The following is a 20,383-nucleotide window of genomic DNA, read 5'->3' on the forward strand; positions in this document are numbered from 1 at the left end:
ATTAGCTCACGCTGGCGTCAATCGAGCTCGTTGCTGTCGGACGCGACTGGTCGATAAACGATGCAGATACCAGACCAGACCCACTGCCGCAACCGACAAGCCCAGCACCAGTCCGATCCAGAATCCGGTGGCTGCCATCGGCTCGGCCGGGCCCCACGGCAGCCACGCCGGTGCCAGTCCGAGCACGCATCCGAGCGGAATCGAAAAGCCCCAGAACGCGGTCAGGTGGATCACCATCGGTGGCCGTGTGACCTTGTAGCCCCGGATCGCGCACGAGGCGGCGACCTGGGTGGCATCGGACAACTGGAACAGGGCGGCAAACCAGAGCAGGTGGACAGTCAGTTCCTGAACCGCCGCGTCCGAGGTGTAAGCTGCGGCAATCTGATACCTGAACAGCGCAATAAAGCTGGCCGACAGCACCGCAAACGCCAGCGAAACACCGACCCCGACCCACGACACAAAGCGCGCCCGTTCCGCATCACCTTCGCCGGCTGCCTGCCCGACTCGCGTCAGCAGTGCGATGCCCAGACTCAATGGCACCATGAATACCAGCGATGAAAAATTCAGCGCAATCTGATGTGCCGAGATGGTGACCGCGCCAAAGCGCGCCACCAGCAAGCCCACCACACTGAAGGCGCTGACTTCGGCGAAGTAGGTGACGCCGATCGGCAGGCCCATTTTCAGCATGCGATAGATCGCCTGCCATTGCGGGCCTTCCCAGCCCGAAAACGGGGTGGTGTCCTGGTACACGGAAGCCCGCTTGATCCACCAGATCATTGCCCCGAGCATCAGCCATAAGCCCAGGCCGGTGGCCCAGGCACAGCCCACGGCACCCAGTTGCGGAAACCCCCAGTGCCCATACACCAGCAACCAGTTCACGAAGACATTGAAGGCCAGTCCGAACAGCGCGATCACCATTACCGGTTTGGTTTGATTCAGGCTGGCGCTGTAGCCGTACAGCACCCGATAGGCGGCGAATGGCAGCAAGCCGATGCTGATGACATGCACGAACAGGGATGCTTTGGCGTGCACCAGCGCATCCAGTCCGAGATGATCGAACACGATCGTCGACCAGTTCGTCAGTATCGTGGCGACCACTCCGACGCCGAGCGCTTTCCAGAGTGACTGCCGCACTGCATGGGGGATTCGGTCGCGCGTGCCGGCACCAACTTCGTGGGCAACCACGGCATTGATCGCCATCATGATGCCCATGATCGTGACAACGACGATGGTCCAGATCGACGCACCGAGCGAGACTGCCGCCAGATCATCAGCGCCCAGATGGCCGGTCATCGCGACATCGGCCACGGACATGCCCACGGTCGCCAGTTGGCCGATAACGACCGGCCATGCCAGTTGCCACAAGGCGGAGGCTTCGGTCAGGATGGCAGGACGGCGAGACAGGATGGTCTGAAGCATGAGACGGTCAATGGCGAATGAAAGGGAACGGATTTTACTCTTGACCAGCGCTGGATGCGCGTTCGATTCCAGCAATTTGATAGCCCGCCTGCTGCCCCACAAAACCATCGAAGGCGCGCAGCAACCGGTGCAAGGGGGCGGCGGATTCGCCAACCTGCAGCAATGCGTGGCAGGTCGCCTCCAGCGTCGACAACTGATCGGCGCGATGGGCTTTGCGGATACGGTATTGCGATGTCGGCAGGTCCTGCAGCGCCAGGCGCGGCAACTGCTGCAGCAGCGGATTCCGGAACAGCATTTTTCGGCTCTTGCGCCAGGTGCCATCCAGTACAATCACGCGCAGTCGGTGTAACTGCGGATGCGGCAGCGACAGCGGCCGCAGTGGCTGGCCGGGTTGATCGGGGTAGAGCAGCAGGGTTGTCCTGCCGCTATCCTGACCGTCCAGCAAGGCACGCAAGTCGGGTTCCGCAAAGCGTTCGCCAGTGACCAGCATGCTGCCCGCCAGACTCAGATGCAACAGGCGTGCGCTGCCTTTTGCATTCGCGACTTCCAGCGGATGCTGCAGGATGACGACCTCGGTCGCGGTGGCGACCGGCGTGATCCACTGGCAAATGCAGGCCGATTGCGCACGCAGGCATCGCGCACACCGCGCACGGACGGCAGGGACAGAAGTCACACCGGATTCCATTGATTGTTTGTATTCACATTAAAGAACAAAGCACACCATGCCGAAAAATAAAAAGCCCGCCCCCCGGAAATCTGCCGAGTCGCCCGAGCAAAAAGACGATGCATTGACACGGCAGTTATGTGCCCTTGCAGCGTACCTGGCCGGCAGTCCGGCGAAGAATGCCACGGCGCGGGAAAACGCGGCGGATTTTTACAAGATCATCAAGAAAAGCCTGCACCAGAAAAAAGACGACATCCTCTACGAGGCGCTGGAATGGACCCGGCACGATGCCATCAAAGCGCATCTGCTGCTCAAGGAAGCGATCGAGGAAACCGCCGAAGTCGTGGTCATCCAGCGCGACGGCGCCAGCGCCACCGAGATCAATGCCTTCGTCATTCCGCTGTTCCTGCACACCACCGGCGGCCTGAAAGGCGCGCAATGCTTTCAGGATCAGGAGGCGTATGAACTGCTGACCAAGAGCCTGCAGGAAGCCGGGCTTGAAAGCCCGGACGCCACCGTCGTGCTGGTCAACCACGCGTACCAGCTCGATGAAATCGACGGCATCACGTTCAGCCATCTGCATGAAATGGTGCGTGACGCTCACGCGTCGATGCACGACATGCGCGCGGCCACCGCCACTGCGATTGGCCTGAGTATCGGCGAACCGGCCGACGAGCCGTTTGCAGAAGACGACATGGCAGTTGAATTGCGCTTTCTGGTGGGCTTTTCAATGAAGTCGGTGGATGACACCTTCTATCAGGTGCCGGCCGACGATGCTGCTGCCGATGCGTACTTCGCCGCGCGTGAATCGCGCTTCCAGCTCTGGACCGAGCAGGTCACGCCGCTGATCAAGCGCTGCTTCGGACCAGCCGATCGCGAGATCGAGGTGCATTTCCTGTATCAGGACTTGTTCCATGGTGGCAAAGAGCGCGGCATTTCGGAGTACTTCATGCTGCAGATGATGTCGGACCTGAACTATGGTTTGAGCGAGCAGGGTCTGGCGGTAACGGATGCGAACGCCATCATGGGACTGGCTGAAGTCGGTGATGAAAAAGTGCTGCGTGTGAACTTGTATGCGAAAAGCGATGCGGCATTGCTGGCGTCATCCGAGAAGCCACTGATCATGACGGCTGATCTGGCGTCGGAGATGGACGACGTGCGCGACGCGTTGGGGATGATCGGGATTGCATCGATCTCGGTGGCTGCGTCGTTTGATGACGAGGGTGTGCCGGTGGGAGTGGTGGCGTAGTAAGGTTGCCGTGAAAGATATCAGCCGTTCGGCCGCGCACTCCCCTCGCCCGACAGCGATGCGGTGGGTTGATGTGAAGTAAAACGAATTGAGCGCTTTGCAGGTCGACACTGCCATTCGAATGACATCCCTGCATTACGGCGTCTCGTACCGCCAGTTTCTTTCATTGCTTCAGGTTGCTTTGCGGGTCGACACGATGCGCGGTCTGCGGGCTGCGGTCTGCGGTAGCTAAAACGGTTGCTGCTCCGTGGAGCCAAACCGGGTGCGGCCCGGCAGCCGGTTCTTTGCGCGGCGGCGTTGCGGCTTTGGGTCGTAGGTTGGGCTGCGAAGCCCAACATGCGTCAGGTTCCTTTGCGGGTCGCCACGACGCGCGATCTGCGGTCTGCGGTAGCTAAAACGGGTTGCGCTCCGTGGAGGCAAGCCGGGTGCGGCCCGGCAGCCGGTCACTTCTTTTTGCTTCGCCAAAATGAAGTAACCAAGAAAAAGGCGACCGCTAGACCGCTGCCCTGCGGGTTCCCAAATACCGTGCCCGGTCAGGGGGAGGGCCGCAAACTCGCTACGCTCAGACAGTGCGGCCCTCTTATCCCCTGCCCGGACACGGTATTTGGCAGCGGCCTTTTATGCGGAATTCAACGTCAAAACCAAGCCCAGCCTTGATGATTAGATCATGGTTGGGCTCGCTTTGCGCGAGAAAGATGGCTTGTAAAAGCCTTGTAGGTTTTGGTTTTGACGTTGGTTTTGACGTTGGTTTTGATGTTGGTTTTGACGTTGGTTTTGACGTTGGTTTTGACGTTGGTTTTGACGTTGGTTTTGACGTTGGTTTTGATGTCGGTTTTGACGTTGGTTTTGAACTCGAAGTCGATCACGACGAGGAAGTTTTCTCGCGCAAAGCGAGCACGACCATCTCGCTGGTTCCAATGCTGGGCTTGGTCTTGACCTTGAATTCCGCATAAAAAGATCGCTGCCAAAAACCGGGTACGGCAAGAGGATCAGAAGCCCGCACTGTCTGAGCGTAGCGAGTTTGCGGGCTTCCCTCTTGCCGTACCCGGTTTTTGGGAACCCGCAGGGCAGCGGTCTTGCGGTCGCCTTTTTCTTGGTTACTGCTTTTTGGCGAAGCAAAAAGAAGTGACCGGCTGCCGGGCCGCTCCCGGCTTGGCCATGACGGAGCGCAAACCGTTTTAGCTACCGACGACCGCGCGCGGTGGCGACCCGCAATGCAACTTGACGCATGTTGGGCTTTGCAGCCCAACCTACGACCCAAAGCCGCAACGCAAAGAACCGGCTGCCGGGCCGCACCAGGCTTGCCTCCACGGAGCACAACCCGTTTTAGCTACCGCAAACCGCAAACCGCAAACCGTCAACCGCAAACCGTCAACCGTCAACCGTCAACCGCAAAGAAAGCTAACCGCATGTTGCGACTTTCAGCTCGTAGGTTGCCGTGAAAGATATCAGCCGTTCGGCGGCACACCACCCTCGCCCGACAGCGATGCGGTGGGTTGATGTGAAGTAAAACGAATTGAGCGGTTTGCAGGTCGACACTGCCATTCGAATGACATCCCTGCATGACGGCGTCTCGTACCGCCAGTTTCTTTCATTGTTCAGGGCGCCGCAAGGTGCGCTGCATGACTGTTGGGTTCAGCGTGTTGTGGAATCTGCAAGCCGGGTCAGGGTAATTCTCGCGATAAAACATCGCGAAAAAAACGCTGATCCTGCTCGCTGCACTTATGGTGTGCGGCGGCTGGCAAGAGCACATTGCGCCGCATGTTCCTCACCACTTCAGCAGCCGCTCGCCAAACAGCGTCAGCATCACCCCGCCCAGCACCACCACGATGCCGGCCAGGCGCACCTGCGTCACCGGTCGCGCCAGCGAGCCCAGCAGGCCAAACTGATCCACCGTGATCGACGTGATCAATTGCCCGGCAATGATCAGCACCAGCATGTTGGTCAGTCCGATCTTCGGTGCCAGGAATGCGGTCGAGAACAAAAAACCCGCACCCAGAACGCCGCCTGCAAAGGTCCAGCTCGGTTGTGCCGGCAGCGCCGCGATCACACCCGACAAACCGCCCCGCGATACGGCAAACACAGCCAGCACCAGCGTGCCGATGCAAAACGAAATCAGCGCAGCGGCGACGGTATTGCCGTCCAGATTGGTGGCGAGGCGACCATTGACGACCGCCTGTATCGAGATCGCGGAGCCGGCGCAAAACGCCAGTACATACAAGGCAATATTCATCGGCTGATCATTTTCCGGGCAGTGAAGTCTGTGCGAATCACAGCGCTGCCAGCATCGCCCGGACCGCATCCTGTGCCGCCGGGTCACTCAAGCCGAGATCGCCTCTGGTTTCCACCAGACGGCTGCGGTGTGCAGCAGGCCAGCCGAAAGCATCGTCATCGATCGCGAACCAGCTGGCGGGTTTGCGGCGTTCGACATCGCCCAGAATCTGCATGCCACGTGGCATCGTATCGAACGCAGTTTGCAACAGCCCGGGATGATGAAAAGTCGAGCCGATCACGCGGGATTGCAGGGTAGGTGACAGGTCGTATTTGGCCGTATCGAAACTGACGGCGCGCACCCAGCTGGTCGATAACACGATCTGGACGTCGGGATATGGCGCCAGCAAATCATCGAGGATGGGCATCCATTCGAAAAATGAGCGGTCGGCTTTGGCCAGATACAGGCCACGTTTGCGGTTGCGCATGACCATGCTGTCGTGCAGTACACCGTTGAAATCGAGGTAGAGAAGTTTCATGGAGGTTCAGGTTTTCTGGATGAAGGGACTATTGGTGCGAGTGGTTCTGTTGATAATGCGTCGACGATCGCCAGCACGTGCGGGTCACTTTTTCCTAGCGCGTGCAAGGCCGTTGCCAGGTCGGTCAGATAATCACGATTGCGTCCGCTCGGACCGACCGCGCCGGCAATCTGGCGCGCGATGTCCTCATCGGACGCCGGCCCGAGAAAAGCGGCGTTGTCTTTGGTCGCAATATAGACCAGCGATGATGCACCGGAACCATCCTCAAACGTCAGTGGCGCCATGAAGCGCAGGTAGCCGTTTTTTTCACGATGGTCCAGATGATCGAAGACCTCTGGTGTAATCAGGTACGCCATGCCGTGGCAGATGGCGCCGGGGTCCGGCACCAGAGTGACCACGCGACCCGGCGCATCCGGCGTGCCGCGATGATCATGCGAACCTTGCCAGAAGCGTCGCGACCAGTCCCGAATACTGGCCGGTCGACGGCTGATGTACACGAAATCCGCCTTGAAAATCAGCGACCCGTAGCCGAACAGCCAGACCCGCGCATCGGCATCAAAACGATGGCGCTGCTGGTTGGCGGCAGTGGTATCGAACGACATGGTGCAGCCGCGTCAGGCTTTTTTCAGGAAGCAGGTTTTCAGGACCAGTCCCTTGACCTTCTCGACATTGCATTCGACTTCTTCGGGATCATCGGTCAGACGGATGTTCTTGGCGATGGTGCCGCGCTTGAGCGTGACCGACGTACCCTTGACCTTCAGGTCCTTGATCAGACTGACCGAATCGCCGTCTGCCAGCAGGTTGCCGTTGCTATCTTTTACGTCCACGATGAATCCTTGGTGTGCTTAGTTGCGAGATTGATTGCGAGATTGATTGCGACATTAATTGCGGGATTATAAGCGCCCGACCTGTCGAGGCAATGTTCCGGGCATAGCGGGGACTGCAAAAACCCGGTCATCGGCGATCAGCATCACGCGCTCGCCCGGTGCCGGCGTGACGGCAAATCCGCCTGTAAAAGCGCCGAAGGAAGGCAGGATCGCATGCCGCTCGCCAATCACAAAACACGGCAGGCGCAACCTATCGTTAGCCGCCGCCAATCGATACACCGGATGCACATGGCCGGCCAGCACATAGGTATCCGGCAGCGGCGCAGGATGGTGGCAGAACGTGAAGGCGCCTACCTGATGCGGTTCATCGACCATCTGCATGCGCAAGGTGGCGGGCGGATCGCCGGCGTGCAGGTCGTGGTTGCCGCGTACCAGTATCAGGTGCAGGTCCGGATGGGTCGCACGCCACGTATGCAGCGCAGCCAGTGTGGCTGGCGCACGGGCAGTTTTCGCATGCAGGAAGTCGCCGAGGAAGAGGATCTGGCTGACCTCGAACTGGCGCAACAGATTGTCCAGTTCCTGCAAATTCTGATCCGTCGTGCCGTGCGGAACCGGCACGCCCTTGGCCCGGAATGCGGCCGCCTTGCCGAAGTGGATATCGGCAATGATCAGCATTTTTTCACGCGGCCAGTAGGCAGCGCGTTGTGGCAGCAGTTGCAGGATTTCGCCGGAAATGAGTTGAATCATTGCTAGAAAAAGAAACAGGAGAAGCACGATTATCGCCGGATGTCATTTTCGATGGCGCGCGACTCCAAATGCGAACGGTTTGCATCTGGCTTGAAATTCGCTTAGACTTTGCGACTCGATACACCAACAGGCGATGCTTATGAAACGATCTTTACTGGGTACGGCAATCGCCGCACTGTGCATCACGGCAGCAAGTTCAGTGTCAGCGCAGGAGAAAGTTCTCAACCTGTATTCGGCCCGTCATTACCAGACCGACGAAGCCCTCTACAGCAACTTCACCAAACAAACCGGCATCAAGATCAATCGCATCGAAGCGGGCGAAAACGAACTGCTGGAGCGCATCAAGAACGAAGGCGCCAACAGTCCGGCCGACGTCTTCATCACGGTTGATGCAGCCCGCCTCGCCAAGGCCGATGAGTTGAATCTGTTTGGTCGCGTCAATTCAAAAATACTGGATGCACGGATTCCGGCGCAGTTGCGCACCGATGACTGGTACGCCTTTTCGACCCGCGCCCGTGTCATCGTCTATAACAAGACCGCAATCAATCCGGCCGAGGTCCAGACCTATCAGGACCTTGCCAATCCGCGCCTGAAAGGCAAAGTTTGCGTGCGTTCCGGTTCGCATCCGTACAACCTGTCGCTGGGCGCCTCGGTGCTGGCAAACACCGGTGAAGAAAAAACCGCCGAGTGGGCCAAGGGATTGGTCGCCAACTTTGCGCGTTCGCCCAAGGGCGGCGATACCGACCAGATCAAGGCAGTCGCCGCCGGTGAATGTGGCGTGGCGCTGGCCAACTCGTATTACGTGGCACGTCTGATGCGCTCGGACAAACCCGAAGACAAGAAGATCATGGACTCGGTCGTGGTGGTCTGGCCTAACCAGAAAACCACCGGCACGCATGTCAATATTTCTGGTGGCGGCATGCTAAAAAATGCGCCGAACAAGGAAGCTGCCGTGAAATTTCTGGAGTATCTGTCGTCGGATCAGGCGCAGGCGTATTTTGCGGACGGTAACAATGAATGGCCGGTCGTGAAAAGCGTCAAGATCACCAATCCGGCTTTGGAAGCCCTGGGACCATTCAAGGCCGAGACCATCAACGTCGGCATTCTGGCCAAGAATCAGGCCGCGGTACAAAAGATTTACGACCGGGCGGGATGGCAGTAATCAGGGTTAGTCACCCCAACTGACGTGCGCTGAAAAAGGAGGCAATGCCTCCTTTTTTTACGTCGCTTTCCGGCTACGCGTCATCTGCCACGACACCAGTATCAATGGCAGTATGCCCACCGCGACAATCGCCAGCGCCGCCGTGGAAGCTTCTGCCAGCCGTTCATCCGAGGCCAGCGTAAAGGCTTGCGTTGCCAGCGTATCGAAGTTGAACGGCCGCATCACCAGCGTGGCCGGCAGCTCTTTCATGACATCGACGAAGACCATCAATCCACCCGTCAGCAATGCACCGCGCAACAGCGGCAAGTGCACGCGCCGAAGTGTTTCGCCCTGTCCCAACCCGAGCGAACGGGCCGCATCATCCATCGCGCTCGTGATCTTGGTAAGTCCGGTTTCCACCGACTGCAACGAGATCGTCAGGAAGCGCACCAGATACGCATAGATCAGTGCCGAAATGCCGCCCGTAAGCAGCAATCCGGGATTGTCCAGACCCATCGCCATCATCGTGTTGGCCAGCCAGTTATCCAGCCGCGTCACCGGAATCAGCACGCCGACGGCGATCACCGATCCCGGAAACGCATAGCCCAAACCCACCATCCGGTTCACCAGTTTTGGCAGCGAGCGGCGTGACATGCGCGCGGTGTAGGCCAGCAAGACCGCAATGACCACCGCTGCCACCGCGGCGACTGCGGCAAGGATGAAGCTGTTGCGCGCCAAACCCAGGAAGCGCACGCCGAACTGTGCATCACCACCGGCCAGCGCCATCCGCAACAGCAAGCCGGCCGGAATCAGAAAACCGAGCGCCAGCGTCAGCAGGCAGAACGCGCTTGCGCCCCAGGCTTTTACGCCATGCAACGCAATCGCCGAGAGCCGGTGCGACCGTCCGTTGGTCGTGCTGAAGCGCGCACGCCCGCGCGAAAAACGTTCGGCAAACAGGATCAACGCAACGAATCCGAGCAGTCCGGTCGCCAGCTGGGCAGCAGCCACATGGTCGCCAAGAGAAAACCAGGCGCGGTAGATCCCGGTGGTAAAGGTCGGTACGCCAAAGTAGGACACCGCACCGTAATCAGCCAGCGTTTCCATCAGCGCCAGCGAGGTGCCGGCGACGATGGCCGGACGCGCGAGTGGCAACGAAATCCGGTAAAAGCTTTGCCACGGCCGCAGCCCGAGCGATCGACCAACTTCCAGCATGCCACTGGCACGCTCCAGAAACGCCGCCCGTGCCAGCAAGTACACATACGGATACAGCACAAACACGAACACCACCACCGCGCCGCCGATGGTACGTACATCCGGAAACCAGTAATCGCTGGCTTGCCAGCCAAAGGTCTCACGCAACCAGGTTTGCACTGGTCCGACAAACTGCAAAAAATCGGTATAGGTATAAGCCATCACATACGCCGGCACCGCCATCGGCAGCACCAGCGCCCATTCGAACACGCGACGTCCCGGGAAGGTATGCACGCTCACCAGCCAGGCCGTCGAGACACCGATCAGCATCACGCCGACGGCCACGCCCACGCACAGGATCAGCGTGTTGGCGATATAGGTCGGCAGGACCGTGGAGGCAAGATGGTTCCAGGTGTCGAGGCTGTCGCCGCCGGCGAACAGGTTGGCGGCGATGCTCAGGAAAGGCAATGCTGCCAGCACCGCAATCACAACGGCGATGCCTGTCAGGAATGACCAATCGGATCGGGATGACTTGCCTGGTACGGATAGCGTCTCGATCAATGCGGTCACAGAAAATCCCGGTAGAAAAATGCAAATTATAATGGACTCCCCTTATCGCTCATTCACGCAGAAGAACACACCACCATGGCTTTGCTGGAACTGAACGATGTCGCTTACGCCTATGGCAAGCAAAAAGTAGTACAGGATTTATCGTTGACGCTGCAGCCCGGCGAAATTGGCTGCCTGTTGGGCCCGTCCGGCTGCGGAAAAACCACCGTGTTGCGCTGTATCGCCGGCTTCGAACAGGTCAGCGCTGGTGTGATCCGGGTCGCCGGTGAACTCATCAGCAGTCGTGACACGCACCTGGCGGCAGAGCGCCGTCGCATCGGCATGGTGTTCCAGGATTACGCGCTATTCCCGCACCTGAGCGCCGCCGCCAACATCGCTTTTGGCCTGCGCAACAGCACCAAGGAAGTCCGGCAGGCGCGCGTGGCGGAGCTGCTCCTGACGGTCGGGCTGGCCGGGCAGGGCGACAAATTTCCGCATGAGCTGTCGGGTGGCCAGCAACAACGGGTCGCACTGGCACGTGCGCTGGCGCCACGTCCGCGCTTGCTGCTGCTCGACGAGCCGTTCTCCAATCTGGATGTCGAATTGCGCGAGCGGCTGGCGCTGGAAGTGCGCAGCATTCTGGCGGCGGAAGGCACCACCGCGATTCTGGTCACGCATGATCAGCACGAAGCCTTCACCATCGCCGACCAGATCGGCATCATGCACGAAGGCCGCATCCAGCAATGGGATACGCCGTACAACCTCTACCATCGCCCGTCGAATCGCTTCGTGGCGGATTTTGTCGGGCAGGGCGTGTTCCTGCCGGGCGAGGTCATCAGCGCCAATCGCATCCGCATCGAATTGGGCATCCTGTCCAGCGAGGTGCTGGCCGGTGGTAACGCCGATGACATTGCCCGTCAAGTCGGTCAGCACGTCAGCGTGTTGCTGCGTCCTGACGATGTGGTGCACGACGACGCCAGCACGCTGCAGGCCGAGGTGCTGGCCAAGGCTTTTCGTGGCGCCGAATTCCTCTATACCCTGAAGCTCGCCAGCGGTGCGCAGGTACTGTCACTGGTGCCGAGTCACCACAATCATGCGATCGGCGAACACATCGGTATCCGGCTCGATGTCGATCATGTGGTAGCGTTCAAGACCGCAGCGTGAGCCCGGCGATCATGGACCCGCCGCCTTCTCCAGTTGCGCGATCATCCGTGCGACCCGGTCCGACAGTTTCTCGCTGCTGAGTCGTTCGCGCACCCGCTCCACCATCAACGGAAAGCCAAGCGGCGTGGCGCGTTCGGTCTGATAAAACGACAGCTCCCGGTCGCGCAATTCCACCAGCGTCGCCTGCAAGCGTGACAGTTCCAGCTCCTGCTCCAGCACTTCCTGCTGCGCCTGCAACAGCAACAGGTTGCCCGCATCGTGCTTGCGAAATACTTCAAAAAACAGACTCGACGACGCCTGCAACTGGCGCGTGCTTTTCGGCTGGCCCGGATAGCCCTGAAACACCAGTCCGGCAATCCGGGCGATTTCCCGAAAACGCCGCTGCGCGAGTTCGCCAGCGTTCAGGCTGGCCAGCACATCGGCGATCAAATCGGTGTCGGAAAACAGGTCAACCCGCCGCATCAGCGCAGGCCAGTCAAACGCCTCTGCGCTGAGTAATTCGAAACCATATTCGTTGACCGAGATCGAGAACGTCATCGGTGACATCGCCGCCGCACGATAGGCCAGCAGCGCCGCCAGCCCCGCATGCACCGAGCGGCCGGCAAACGGATAGACGAACAGATGCTGGCCTTCCTTGCACAGATGGGTTTCGATCACCAGTCGTTGCCGGGTCGGCAGTGCGGAGCTGCGTTGCTGCAATTCCAGCAGCGGGCGAATGGCCTGCATTTCCGGGCCGTCGTAACGCTGTTCGGAGGCGTCCTGCAGGCAATCGAGCAGCGCATGCGCATACTCCGACGACAGCGGTAACTTGCCCCCGTTCCAGCGCGGCACCGCTGCCTTTTTTCCGCTGGCACGTTTGACCAGCGCGGTCATGTCATGCACCCGCACGAGCTCCAGCAAGCGGCCACCGAACAGAAAATGATCGCCCGGCGTCATCCGTGAAATGAACGATTCCTCGACCGTACCGATCCTGCCGCCGCTGATGAAGCTGACCTGAATCGAGGCATCGGCCACGATGGTGCCAATGCCCATCCGGTGACGCCGGCCCAGTGCGAGATCGGGAACCCGATGGATGCCAAGCGCATCGGCCTGCACGCGGCGATATTCCGGATACACGGTCAGGCTCTGGCCACCGTGCGTGACAAACGCCAGCGCCCAGTCCCATTCGGCACGGGTCAATGTGCGATATGACCACGCAGTGCGGACTTCATCGAACAGCGCATCGGCCATAAAGCCGCCACCCAGCGCCATCGTCACCAGATGCTGCACCAGTACATCCAGCGGTTTGTTCGGTGCGTGACGCGTTTCGATCTGCCGGTTGGCGACCGCGCGTTTGGCGCCGGCGGCTTCCAGTAACTCCAAACTGTTGGTCGGCACCAGCGTGATGCGTGAGGGCCGGCCCGGCGCGTGACCGCTGCGACCGGCGCGTTGCAGCAAGCGCGCGATGCCTTTGGCGCTGCCGATTTGCAGCACGCGTTCGACCGGCAAAAAGTCCACGCCCAGGTCGAGGCTGGAGGTGCAGATCACCGCTTTCAGCGTGCCCAGTTTCAGGCTCTGCTCGACCCAGTCGCGCACCTCCCGGTCCAGCGAACCATGATGCAGCGCGATCAGGCCGGCCCAGTCGGGGCGGGCCTCCAGCAGGTTCTGATACCAGAGCTCGGCTTGCGATCTGGTGTTGGTAAAAATCAGCGTCGAGGAGTGCGGTTCGATCGCATCGATCACCGGTTGCAGCATCTGCAAACCGAGATGCCCGCTCCATGCGAAGCGCGACGGGTTGACCGGAATCAGCGTATCGATCACCAGTTCCTTGCGCAGCGCACCTTCGACGATCTCGCCATCAGCGCCGCCCAGCAACGTGTCTCGCGCTTCGGTCAGGTCGCCGGGCGTGGCCGAGAGTCCCCACACCACCAGATCCGGATGCCACTGCCGCAAGCGGGCCAGTGCCAGTTGCGCCTGTACACCGCGCTTGTTGCCCATCAGTTCGTGCCATTCGTCGACGATGACCATGTCGAGCGCGGCGAAGCGTTCCGCGGCGTTGGCCTGTGACAGCATCAGGCACAGACTTTCGGGTGTCGTGACCAGTGCCGATGGCAGGGAGCGAGTTTGCCGCGCACGTTCGGCGGCGCTGGTGTCGCCGGTGCGCATGCCGACGGTCCAGTCGGGCAGCAGCTCGGCCAGTGGTTCCTGCAAGGCACGGGCGGTGTCGGCGGCGAGTGCGCGCATGGGCGTGAGCCAGAGTACCCGCAAGCCGCGCTTGGGTTTGGCCGGTTGTTTGATGGCACGCGCCAATGCTGCAAACCAGACCGCATAGGTCTTGCCAGAACCGGTGGTCGCATGCAGCAAACCGGAGCGGCCTTGCAGCGCGGCTTTCCAGACCGCTTTCTGGAACGGAAATATCGTCCAGCCGCGTTGCTTGAACCACGCCTGCGGCGTCACGTCAGCAGGCCGATCAGCGTCTGCAAGGTATCGGCTTCCTCGATCGGTTTGTCATCCCGGATGCGCAACATGCGCGGAAAGCGCACGGCAATCCCGGCCTTGTGTCGCGGCGAGCGGGCAATCCCTTCGAAGCCAATTTCAAACACCATGCTCGGCTTGACGCTGCGCACCGGGCCGAATTTATCGATCGTGGTCTTGCGGACGCGCGCGTCGATCAAGGCGATCTCGGCATCGGTCAGGCCCGAATACGCTTTGGCAAATGGCACCAGCGTGCGACTGCCATCGGCTGCGATATCCCACACCGCGAAGGTGTAATCGGTGTACAGCGATGCGCGCCGGCCGTGTCCGCTCTGCGCATAGATCAGCACCGCATCAACCGAAAACGGATCGACTTTCCATTTCCACCAGACCCCGACATCCTTGGTCCGGCCAACGCCGTAGTGCGCATCGACGGCCTTGAGCATCATGCCTTCGACGGCGCGTGAACGGGACTCCATGCGCACCGTTGCCAGCGCTGCCCAGTCGCTGGCGACGATCAGTGGCGACAATTTCAATTGCGTCGAGGCGACTGCTGCGACGACGCTTTCGAGGGCGGTGCGACGTAGCGATTGCGCGCTCTGGCGCAGGTCGATGCCAGCATGTTCCAGCAAGTCATACGCCACCAGCACGGCAGGTAATTCGGCCAGCAGTTTGCTGTTCAGCGTTTTGCGGCCGATGCGTTTTTGCAGATCCGAAAACGAGGCGTGATCATCCTGACCATCGACGCGCCAGATCAAAATTTCGCCATCGATCACGGTGCCGTCCGCCAGTGGAATCGCCGCGATTTCCGGAAAGCGTTCGGTAATCAGTTCCTCGCCGCGAGACCAGACCCAGGTCTGGCCGTCGCGCCGCACGATCTGGGCGCGGATGCCGTCGTATTTCCATTCGGCTTGCCAGTTGGTGATCGGTCCCAGCGAGGCGGGTTCGGCCTGCAACGGATGCGCCAGAAAAAACGGAAATGGCTGGCCGCCACGCAGCGCGTGTTCATGGTCGGTGGTCGGCGCGATCAATTCCGCAAAACGTGCTGCATCCGGCCGCTGGCGTGCATCGGTCCAGCCCATCAGACGTTGCGCGATCAGTTTGCTGTCGAGTTCGGCCACTTCGCCCAGCGCTCGCGTGACCAGCAATTTCGACACGCCGACCCGGAACCCGCCGCCAATCAGCTTGATCAGCAGGAAGCGCTCGCGTGGTTCCAGTTCATCCCAGTACGCCAGCATCGCGGCGCGGATGACCTCGGGCGTGGCGCCGCGCATCGGCGTGATCCGTTCATCCATCCATTGCGCCAGCCCCAGATCGCTGCGCTGTTGCGGCGGCGGCAGGATATGCGCGATGGTTTCGGCCAGGTCGCCGACCGCGTGATAGCACTCGTCGAACAGCCAGTCATCCAGGCCGGCCGCCTCGGTTGCGTACTGGCGCAAGAGTTTGGTCGGCACCGCCTGACGTGGCTTGCCACCGGCCAGGAAGTAGACCGCCCAAGCCGCACTCTCCGGCGCGGCGCTGGAAAAATACGCCACCAGTGCCGCCAGCTTGCGCGTGGTCGACGTGGTCGCATCGAGCTCGTCGTACAGGCGGGCAAATTCACGCATGGGGAATGACTTCCACGGGTTTGTTGTCGTCTTCCTCAACGCCATATTCGGTCTGAAAAGCACCGGCTTCCAGCCCGTTCTGCTGCAGCCACTTCACCATCACGCCGATCTGTCCGTGCGTGACGATCACGCGCTGCGCCCCGGTGCCCTTGATCGCCTGCATCAGGCCGGGCCAGTCGGCGTGATCCGACAACACGAAACCGCGGTCCACCGCCCGTCGCCGGCGCGCCCCGCGCAACAGCATCCAGCCGCTGGCAAAAGCATCGCTGTAATCGCCGAAGCGCTTGATCCACGGCGAACCGGCGGTGGCCGGTGGCGCCAGCACCAGTGCGCGTTTCAGGTCGGCCTTGTCGCTGATCTCGGTGACCAGTCGGGTCTCGGGCAAGGCGACACCGCCATCGCGATATACCCGGTTCAGCGGTTCGGCAGCACCGTGGCAAATGATCGGCCCGATCGATGGATCGACACCGCTGAGGATGCGCTGGGTCTTGCCGAACGAATAGCAGAACAGCACGCTGGCCCGGCCGTTGGCAGCGTTGGCGCGCCACCAGTCGTTGATGTCGTCAAAGACCAGTTGCTGGGGTTGCCAGCGATAGATCGGCAAGCCGAAGGTGGATTCGGTGATGAAGGTGTCGCAGCGCACAGGCTCGAAAGGCGCGCAGGTGGCGTCGGGCTCGACCTTGTAATCGCCGGACGCGACCCAGGTTTCGCCCTGGTATTCCATGCGCACCTGTGCCGAACCCAAAACATGGCCGGCCGGATGCAGCGAGATCGTGACACCGTTGTGGATCACCGTTTCGCCGTAGGCCAGTGTTTGCAGATTGATGGTGCCGAGCCGGCTACGCAGGATGCCTTCGCCGGCGGCGGTGGCCAGGTAGTGCGCGTGACCGGTGCGGGAATGATCGGCATGGCCGTGGGTGATGACGGCACGGTCTACTGCGCGCCACGGGTCGATGTAAAACTTGCCAGGGACGCAGTACAGGCCTTCGGGGCGGGCGACTACCAGGTCGGACATGGGGGTGGGGTCATGGTTGTGGGACGCGCGGATTCGGGGGAGTCACAGTCTGAACCAGAATTGATGATCGTGCAGGAGAGGGGGGTGGTAGCTCTTTTTGACTTGGGTGGATTGCAGGTTTGCCGGGTGTGGAACGCATGACTGGGCACTGACTGATCGGCGATGAATTGTTGATCACCGATTTCAATTTCAGCAGGACGTTCGACGACGCCTTCGTTGCTGTACATCACAAATCACGGATAACGGACAACACGTCAGGGCAGTCAGATCGGCAGCTGCTTTTTTAATTGCATGCTGCCAGTCTCCGGGTGCGCGGAGGAGCATGTCGTTACCTCGGCACGCATCCGGATCGGAATCGCTGCAAAGATATGCCGGTGTATCGATCCTTCGAGGCATGACAACGCATAACGTTCCTGGATAACAGAATAACGGGCATCACGGGCGCTCCGTGTGCCGCCATCCTCGTCACATCGCCGATGAGTGTCGTACCGTCCCGGAGCGCAGTGTCCGCGCATCACTGCGCTATCGACGACTCGCCTTATTAAACAAATTCCCGAACAGCTGGCTGCGGTTGGTTGCCTCGTTCGGATCAGGCTCCGGTTTCGGGGTGGCGACGCCTAGCTGTGCTTGCAGATCGGCAATCGCCAGCGCCAGGGTACTGACGTGGTCCTGCAATTTTGTGAGCTGTGCGTATTGGTCAGCAACCGACTGCCCTTGTGCCCGTCCGGAGCGGGCCATCATCATCATCTGGCCACCGCTTGACGACGCGCCGGGATCAGATTCGTCTGACAGCTTGCTCACTGTTCTTTCCAGATCGCGGAAACCCCTGGTCAGGTACTGTTCCTGCTGTCCCAGCTGGGCAACGCTCTGGCCGAGCTCGGCTAACTCGCCCTTTGTGGGGAGGTCATCGAGCGCTACCCGCATTGCAGTGACGCCCCCTTCAAGGCTTGCCAGCGTGGTACTCAGCGCAAGCACCTGCGACGTCAGCGCCCGGATGTCGGCTTGCGCGCTGGTAGCGCTACCGTGCGCAGCGGTCAGAGTCGTTTGCAGTGAAGCTAACTGATCGGACAGTCTGTCGACATCCTGACGCAATGTGCCAAGTGCCGGATCGGCGGGTTTGTCGATCAACGTTTGTAGCACGGCGCGCAGCTGTGCGTTCTGCTGCTGTTCCTGTTTCATTCGTACGCGCGTATCGAGCATGACCCCCGCATCCATGACTTTCTCTTCATCATCTGACCGGTAAATCTTGTCCAGCAAGCGCTGGCTTTTCGGCGTGACGACCTCGTCCGCCGCCGGTTCCAGAATGCCCAAGGCGCTTACCAGGTCCGGCAGCCTGGCCTGCGTCGGCCTGACCCATCCCGACGACTGCAGGCGCAGGGGCAGCACTCCGGTTACCGGTGCAGTGCTCCGTGCGGGCACCGGATTGACGGGCACGGCAGCCGCCCTCAGCCCGTCGATGATCCGCTGGTGTTCTTCGCCAAGCGCCAGCGCATTTTTCTGCGCACGCTCCTGCGAAGGGCCTGTCACCGTTCCGGTCAGCGCAGCGGTGAGCAGGCGGTTGATGGCGAGGCCGACGTTGGCGCCGTCGAAGGTCTCATCGGACTTCATGATCGCTTTGGTAATTTTTTGCGCATAGCTTTGAAAATTGTTGATGCTGCGGTTATCGATGCCGATAGCGGATTTGACCGCCTGCGTCACCGCGCTGTCGCCGGAAAGCGGTTTCTCGCAGTGATGCAATGTCAGCCGGTAAGCCAGGGCGTGCGTGATGTGTCGCATGGTTGCTTCCTGCTCTAGCGGCGTGCCGGCATTGCCGACCGACGCCATCGCCTCCAGTCCCTTGAGCAGGTTGCGCGCCATCCTTTTCTGGTCGACGATGCTGATGCCGGCTTGTACCGCCAATGTCGCCTGATTTCCAGCCATCGGCACGAAGCTCAACAAGCTGGCCAGGGCGCCGAGCCTCGACGCGCCCGGCGAGGCCATGCCGTTGCTGGTACCGGCATGGCCTGAAGTGATCTGCGGGGCATTATGGTACAGACCGATCAAGGCTCGGGACAGCAAGTTGTACAGCAGCAGGCCGCCTTTGGCAGTGTCCGGATAGACCGCTTTCAGCGCCCCGATCTCGGCTGCCCACTGCTGTTTTTCACGGTCGTCGGCAAACTTGATCTGCATGGACTGGATCAGCTTGTCCATGTCCTCGCGGAGCAGCATCGCGTTTGGCGCCGGCGCAGACGGATTGATTACGGCTTCGATGGCATCCTGCATGGAGAGCAGGGTGGTCAGGTTGGCGCGGTCTTCGGGTGTGAATGCCGGTTGATCCGGGGTGGCGTTGGCGGCCAGGAATTGCTCGATGCGTTGGACTTGGTCGGGCGTGAGGGAGGGCTGTTGAAGCGTTGGCATGGCGAGAACATTTTGGCCGGAATGTTGTACGGCTGACGTGGTTGCCGACAGCGCGACGGGGCCAGCGGGGGTGGCGGCATCCGGCACGTTTTGCTGAGCGACGCTGGCTAGTATGGGCAAGGCAGGAGGTGGCATCACGGGTACTTCAGCACTTCGGTCGACGAGATTCGGGTGGTCTGATTGCCATTGACGGACGTCTGCTACACAGTTGCTGAATCGTTCGGTATTGAAGGGAATATTTGATTGTGGATTGCCATCAAGAAAAAGCCCTCTCAGTCCTTGCGGCAAAGGAGGCAGGCTGGTCAGCTGGTTATCGTCTGCACAGAGCGTGGTCAATCCGTCCGGTAACTTCGGCAGGCTGGTCAGCGAGTTTTTGGATGCATAAAGTATGGTCAATCCGTTCGGCAACTTCGGCAGGCTGGTCAGCTGGTTCCGGTTTACAAGGAGCTCTGTCAATCCGTTCGGCAACTCTGGCAGTCTGGTCAACCAGTTCTCGCATGCACCGAGCTCGGTCAATCCGTCCGGTAACTTCGGCAGGCTGGTCAGCGGGTTCCCGGTTACAGAAAGCCTGTTCAATCCGTTCGGCAATGTCGGCAGGCTGGTTAGCTTGTTGCTAGCCACAAGGAGCATGGTCAGTCCTAATGGCAATGTCGGTAGGCTGGTCAGCTTGTTATAGTTTGCCAAAAGTTTAGTCAGTCCTAATGGCAAGGTCGGCAAGCTGGTCAGCTTGTTATAGTTTGCCGAAAGCTTGGTCAGTCCTAATGGCAATGTCGGTAGGCTGGTCAGGTTATTCCAGTCTATTGAAAGCCCTGTCAATCCTTGCGGCAAGAGTGGCAGACTTGTTAAGTTACACTTTTCAAGGGTCAAAGTTTTTTCCCCACTCTCAATGACACGTCGAATCTCGACTGCCGCGCGCTGCCGCCCTTCGACCTCTTCTGCCGGTGCTTCACTCTCCCACTTCACAAGCTGCCGTTCGTACTCCTGGCGTTGCAATGCGTCTTGATGGCATGTCACCCGGTCTCGTGCTGCATCGGCCGCGCGTGCTGCTTGCGCGCCGGAGAGCGGCGGATTGCTGCTGGCAGATGGTGGCGTCGCGGTGGGTTGTTGCGGGGTATCGGTGTCATTGGCGGACGGAGCGGCGGGCGTCGGGTTACGCGATGCGGTATTAGGGGTGATGTACATGAGGAAGGATCAAGACTTGTAAGAAAG

General features: G+C 60.2%; 16 protein-coding genes. 4 read left to right on the forward strand and 12 right to left on the reverse strand.

What is annotated here, in order from left to right:
* Positions 1-6: 6 nt before the first annotated feature.
* Complete coding sequence (locus ABD720_RS05615; RefSeq protein WP_344762256.1) at positions 7-1,419, reverse strand: MATE family efflux transporter; 1,413 nt, start codon at positions 1,417-1,419, stop codon at positions 7-9.
* A gap of 34 nt (positions 1,420-1,453) precedes the next feature.
* On the reverse strand, positions 1,454-2,104 hold the full coding sequence (locus ABD720_RS05620) for a tRNA-uridine aminocarboxypropyltransferase (RefSeq protein WP_344762257.1): 651 nt from the start codon (positions 2,102-2,104) through the stop codon (positions 1,454-1,456).
* Between the two features lie 37 nt (positions 2,105-2,141).
* Between ABD720_RS05620 and ABD720_RS05625 the strand changes: the two genes are divergently transcribed.
* Positions 2,142-3,332, forward strand: coding sequence for a hypothetical protein (locus ABD720_RS05625; RefSeq protein WP_344762258.1), 1,191 nt, complete (start codon positions 2,142-2,144; stop codon positions 3,330-3,332).
* A 695-nt stretch (positions 3,333-4,027) separates the two neighbouring features.
* Positions 4,028-4,285: a hypothetical protein gene (locus tag ABD720_RS05630; protein WP_344762259.1), complete on the forward strand. Its 258-nt coding sequence runs from the start codon at positions 4,028-4,030 to the stop codon at positions 4,283-4,285.
* A gap of 815 nt (positions 4,286-5,100) precedes the next feature.
* Here the strand turns inward: ABD720_RS05630 and ABD720_RS05635 are convergent.
* The 5 genes from ABD720_RS05635 to pdeM all read right to left on the reverse strand — a co-directional run bounded on the left by ABD720_RS05635 (position 5,101) and on the right by pdeM (position 7,656).
* Positions 5,101-5,565, reverse strand: coding sequence for a DMT family transporter (locus tag ABD720_RS05635; RefSeq protein WP_344762260.1), 465 nt, complete (start codon positions 5,563-5,565; stop codon positions 5,101-5,103).
* 37 nt (positions 5,566-5,602) lie between these two features.
* A complete protein-coding gene (locus tag ABD720_RS05640) occupies positions 5,603-6,082 on the reverse strand; it encodes an HAD domain-containing protein (RefSeq protein ID WP_344762261.1) in 480 nt (159 codons plus the stop codon).
* Positions 6,079-6,684, reverse strand: a complete 606-nt coding sequence (locus ABD720_RS05645) for a gamma-glutamylcyclotransferase (protein WP_344762262.1) — start codon at positions 6,682-6,684, stop codon at positions 6,079-6,081. Before ABD720_RS05645 ends, ABD720_RS05640 begins: the two co-directional genes overlap by 4 nt.
* A 12-nt stretch (positions 6,685-6,696) precedes the next feature.
* Positions 6,697-6,912 carry an alkylphosphonate utilization protein gene (locus tag ABD720_RS05650; RefSeq protein WP_344762330.1) on the reverse strand — a complete coding sequence of 72 codons (216 nt, stop codon included), beginning with the start codon at positions 6,910-6,912 and terminating at the stop codon, positions 6,697-6,699.
* A gap of 63 nt (positions 6,913-6,975) precedes the next feature.
* Positions 6,976-7,656, reverse strand: coding sequence for a ligase-associated DNA damage response endonuclease PdeM (pdeM, locus tag ABD720_RS05655; RefSeq protein WP_344762263.1), 681 nt, complete (start codon positions 7,654-7,656; stop codon positions 6,976-6,978).
* A 133-nt stretch (positions 7,657-7,789) separates the two neighbouring features.
* On the opposite strand from pdeM, the gene ABD720_RS05660 reads away from it, so the two are divergent.
* On the forward strand, positions 7,790-8,818 hold the full coding sequence (locus ABD720_RS05660) for a Fe(3+) ABC transporter substrate-binding protein (RefSeq protein ID WP_425547915.1): 1,029 nt from the start codon (positions 7,790-7,792) through the stop codon (positions 8,816-8,818).
* A gap of 57 nt (positions 8,819-8,875) precedes the next feature.
* Here ABD720_RS05660 and ABD720_RS05665 read toward each other — a convergent pair whose 3' ends face one another.
* Entirely contained in the window at positions 8,876-10,549 is a 1,674-nt protein-coding gene (locus tag ABD720_RS05665) for an ABC transporter permease (RefSeq protein WP_425547922.1), read from the reverse strand.
* A gap of 84 nt (positions 10,550-10,633) precedes the next feature.
* On the opposite strand from ABD720_RS05665, the gene ABD720_RS05670 reads away from it, so the two are divergent.
* Positions 10,634-11,701, forward strand: a complete 1,068-nt coding sequence (locus ABD720_RS05670; protein ID WP_344762266.1) for an ABC transporter ATP-binding protein — start codon at positions 10,634-10,636, stop codon at positions 11,699-11,701.
* Between the two features lie 9 nt (positions 11,702-11,710).
* On the opposite strand, the gene ABD720_RS05675 is transcribed toward ABD720_RS05670, so the two are convergent.
* The 4 genes from ABD720_RS05675 to ABD720_RS05690 form a co-directional block, all read right to left on the reverse strand.
* Positions 11,711-14,137, reverse strand: coding sequence for a ligase-associated DNA damage response DEXH box helicase (locus ABD720_RS05675; RefSeq protein WP_344762267.1), 2,427 nt, complete (start codon positions 14,135-14,137; stop codon positions 11,711-11,713).
* Entirely contained in the window at positions 14,134-15,762 is a 1,629-nt protein-coding gene (locus ABD720_RS05680; RefSeq protein WP_344762268.1) for an ATP-dependent DNA ligase, read from the reverse strand. The genes ABD720_RS05675 and ABD720_RS05680 overlap by 4 nt, the downstream gene beginning before the upstream one ends.
* Entirely contained in the window at positions 15,755-16,777 is a 1,023-nt protein-coding gene (locus ABD720_RS05685; RefSeq protein ID WP_344762269.1) for a ligase-associated DNA damage response exonuclease, read from the reverse strand. The genes ABD720_RS05680 and ABD720_RS05685 overlap by 8 nt, the downstream gene beginning before the upstream one ends.
* A 522-nt stretch (positions 16,778-17,299) precedes the next feature.
* Positions 17,300-20,356 (reverse strand): NEL-type E3 ubiquitin ligase domain-containing protein, encoded by a 3,057-nt coding sequence (locus tag ABD720_RS05690; protein WP_344762270.1) that lies wholly within the window; start codon positions 20,354-20,356, stop codon positions 17,300-17,302.
* Positions 20,357-20,383 lie beyond the last annotated feature (27 nt).

It is taken from the genome of Actimicrobium antarcticum, assembly GCF_039536745.1.
Classification (GTDB): Bacteria; Pseudomonadota; Gammaproteobacteria; order Burkholderiales; family Burkholderiaceae_D; genus Actimicrobium; species Actimicrobium antarcticum.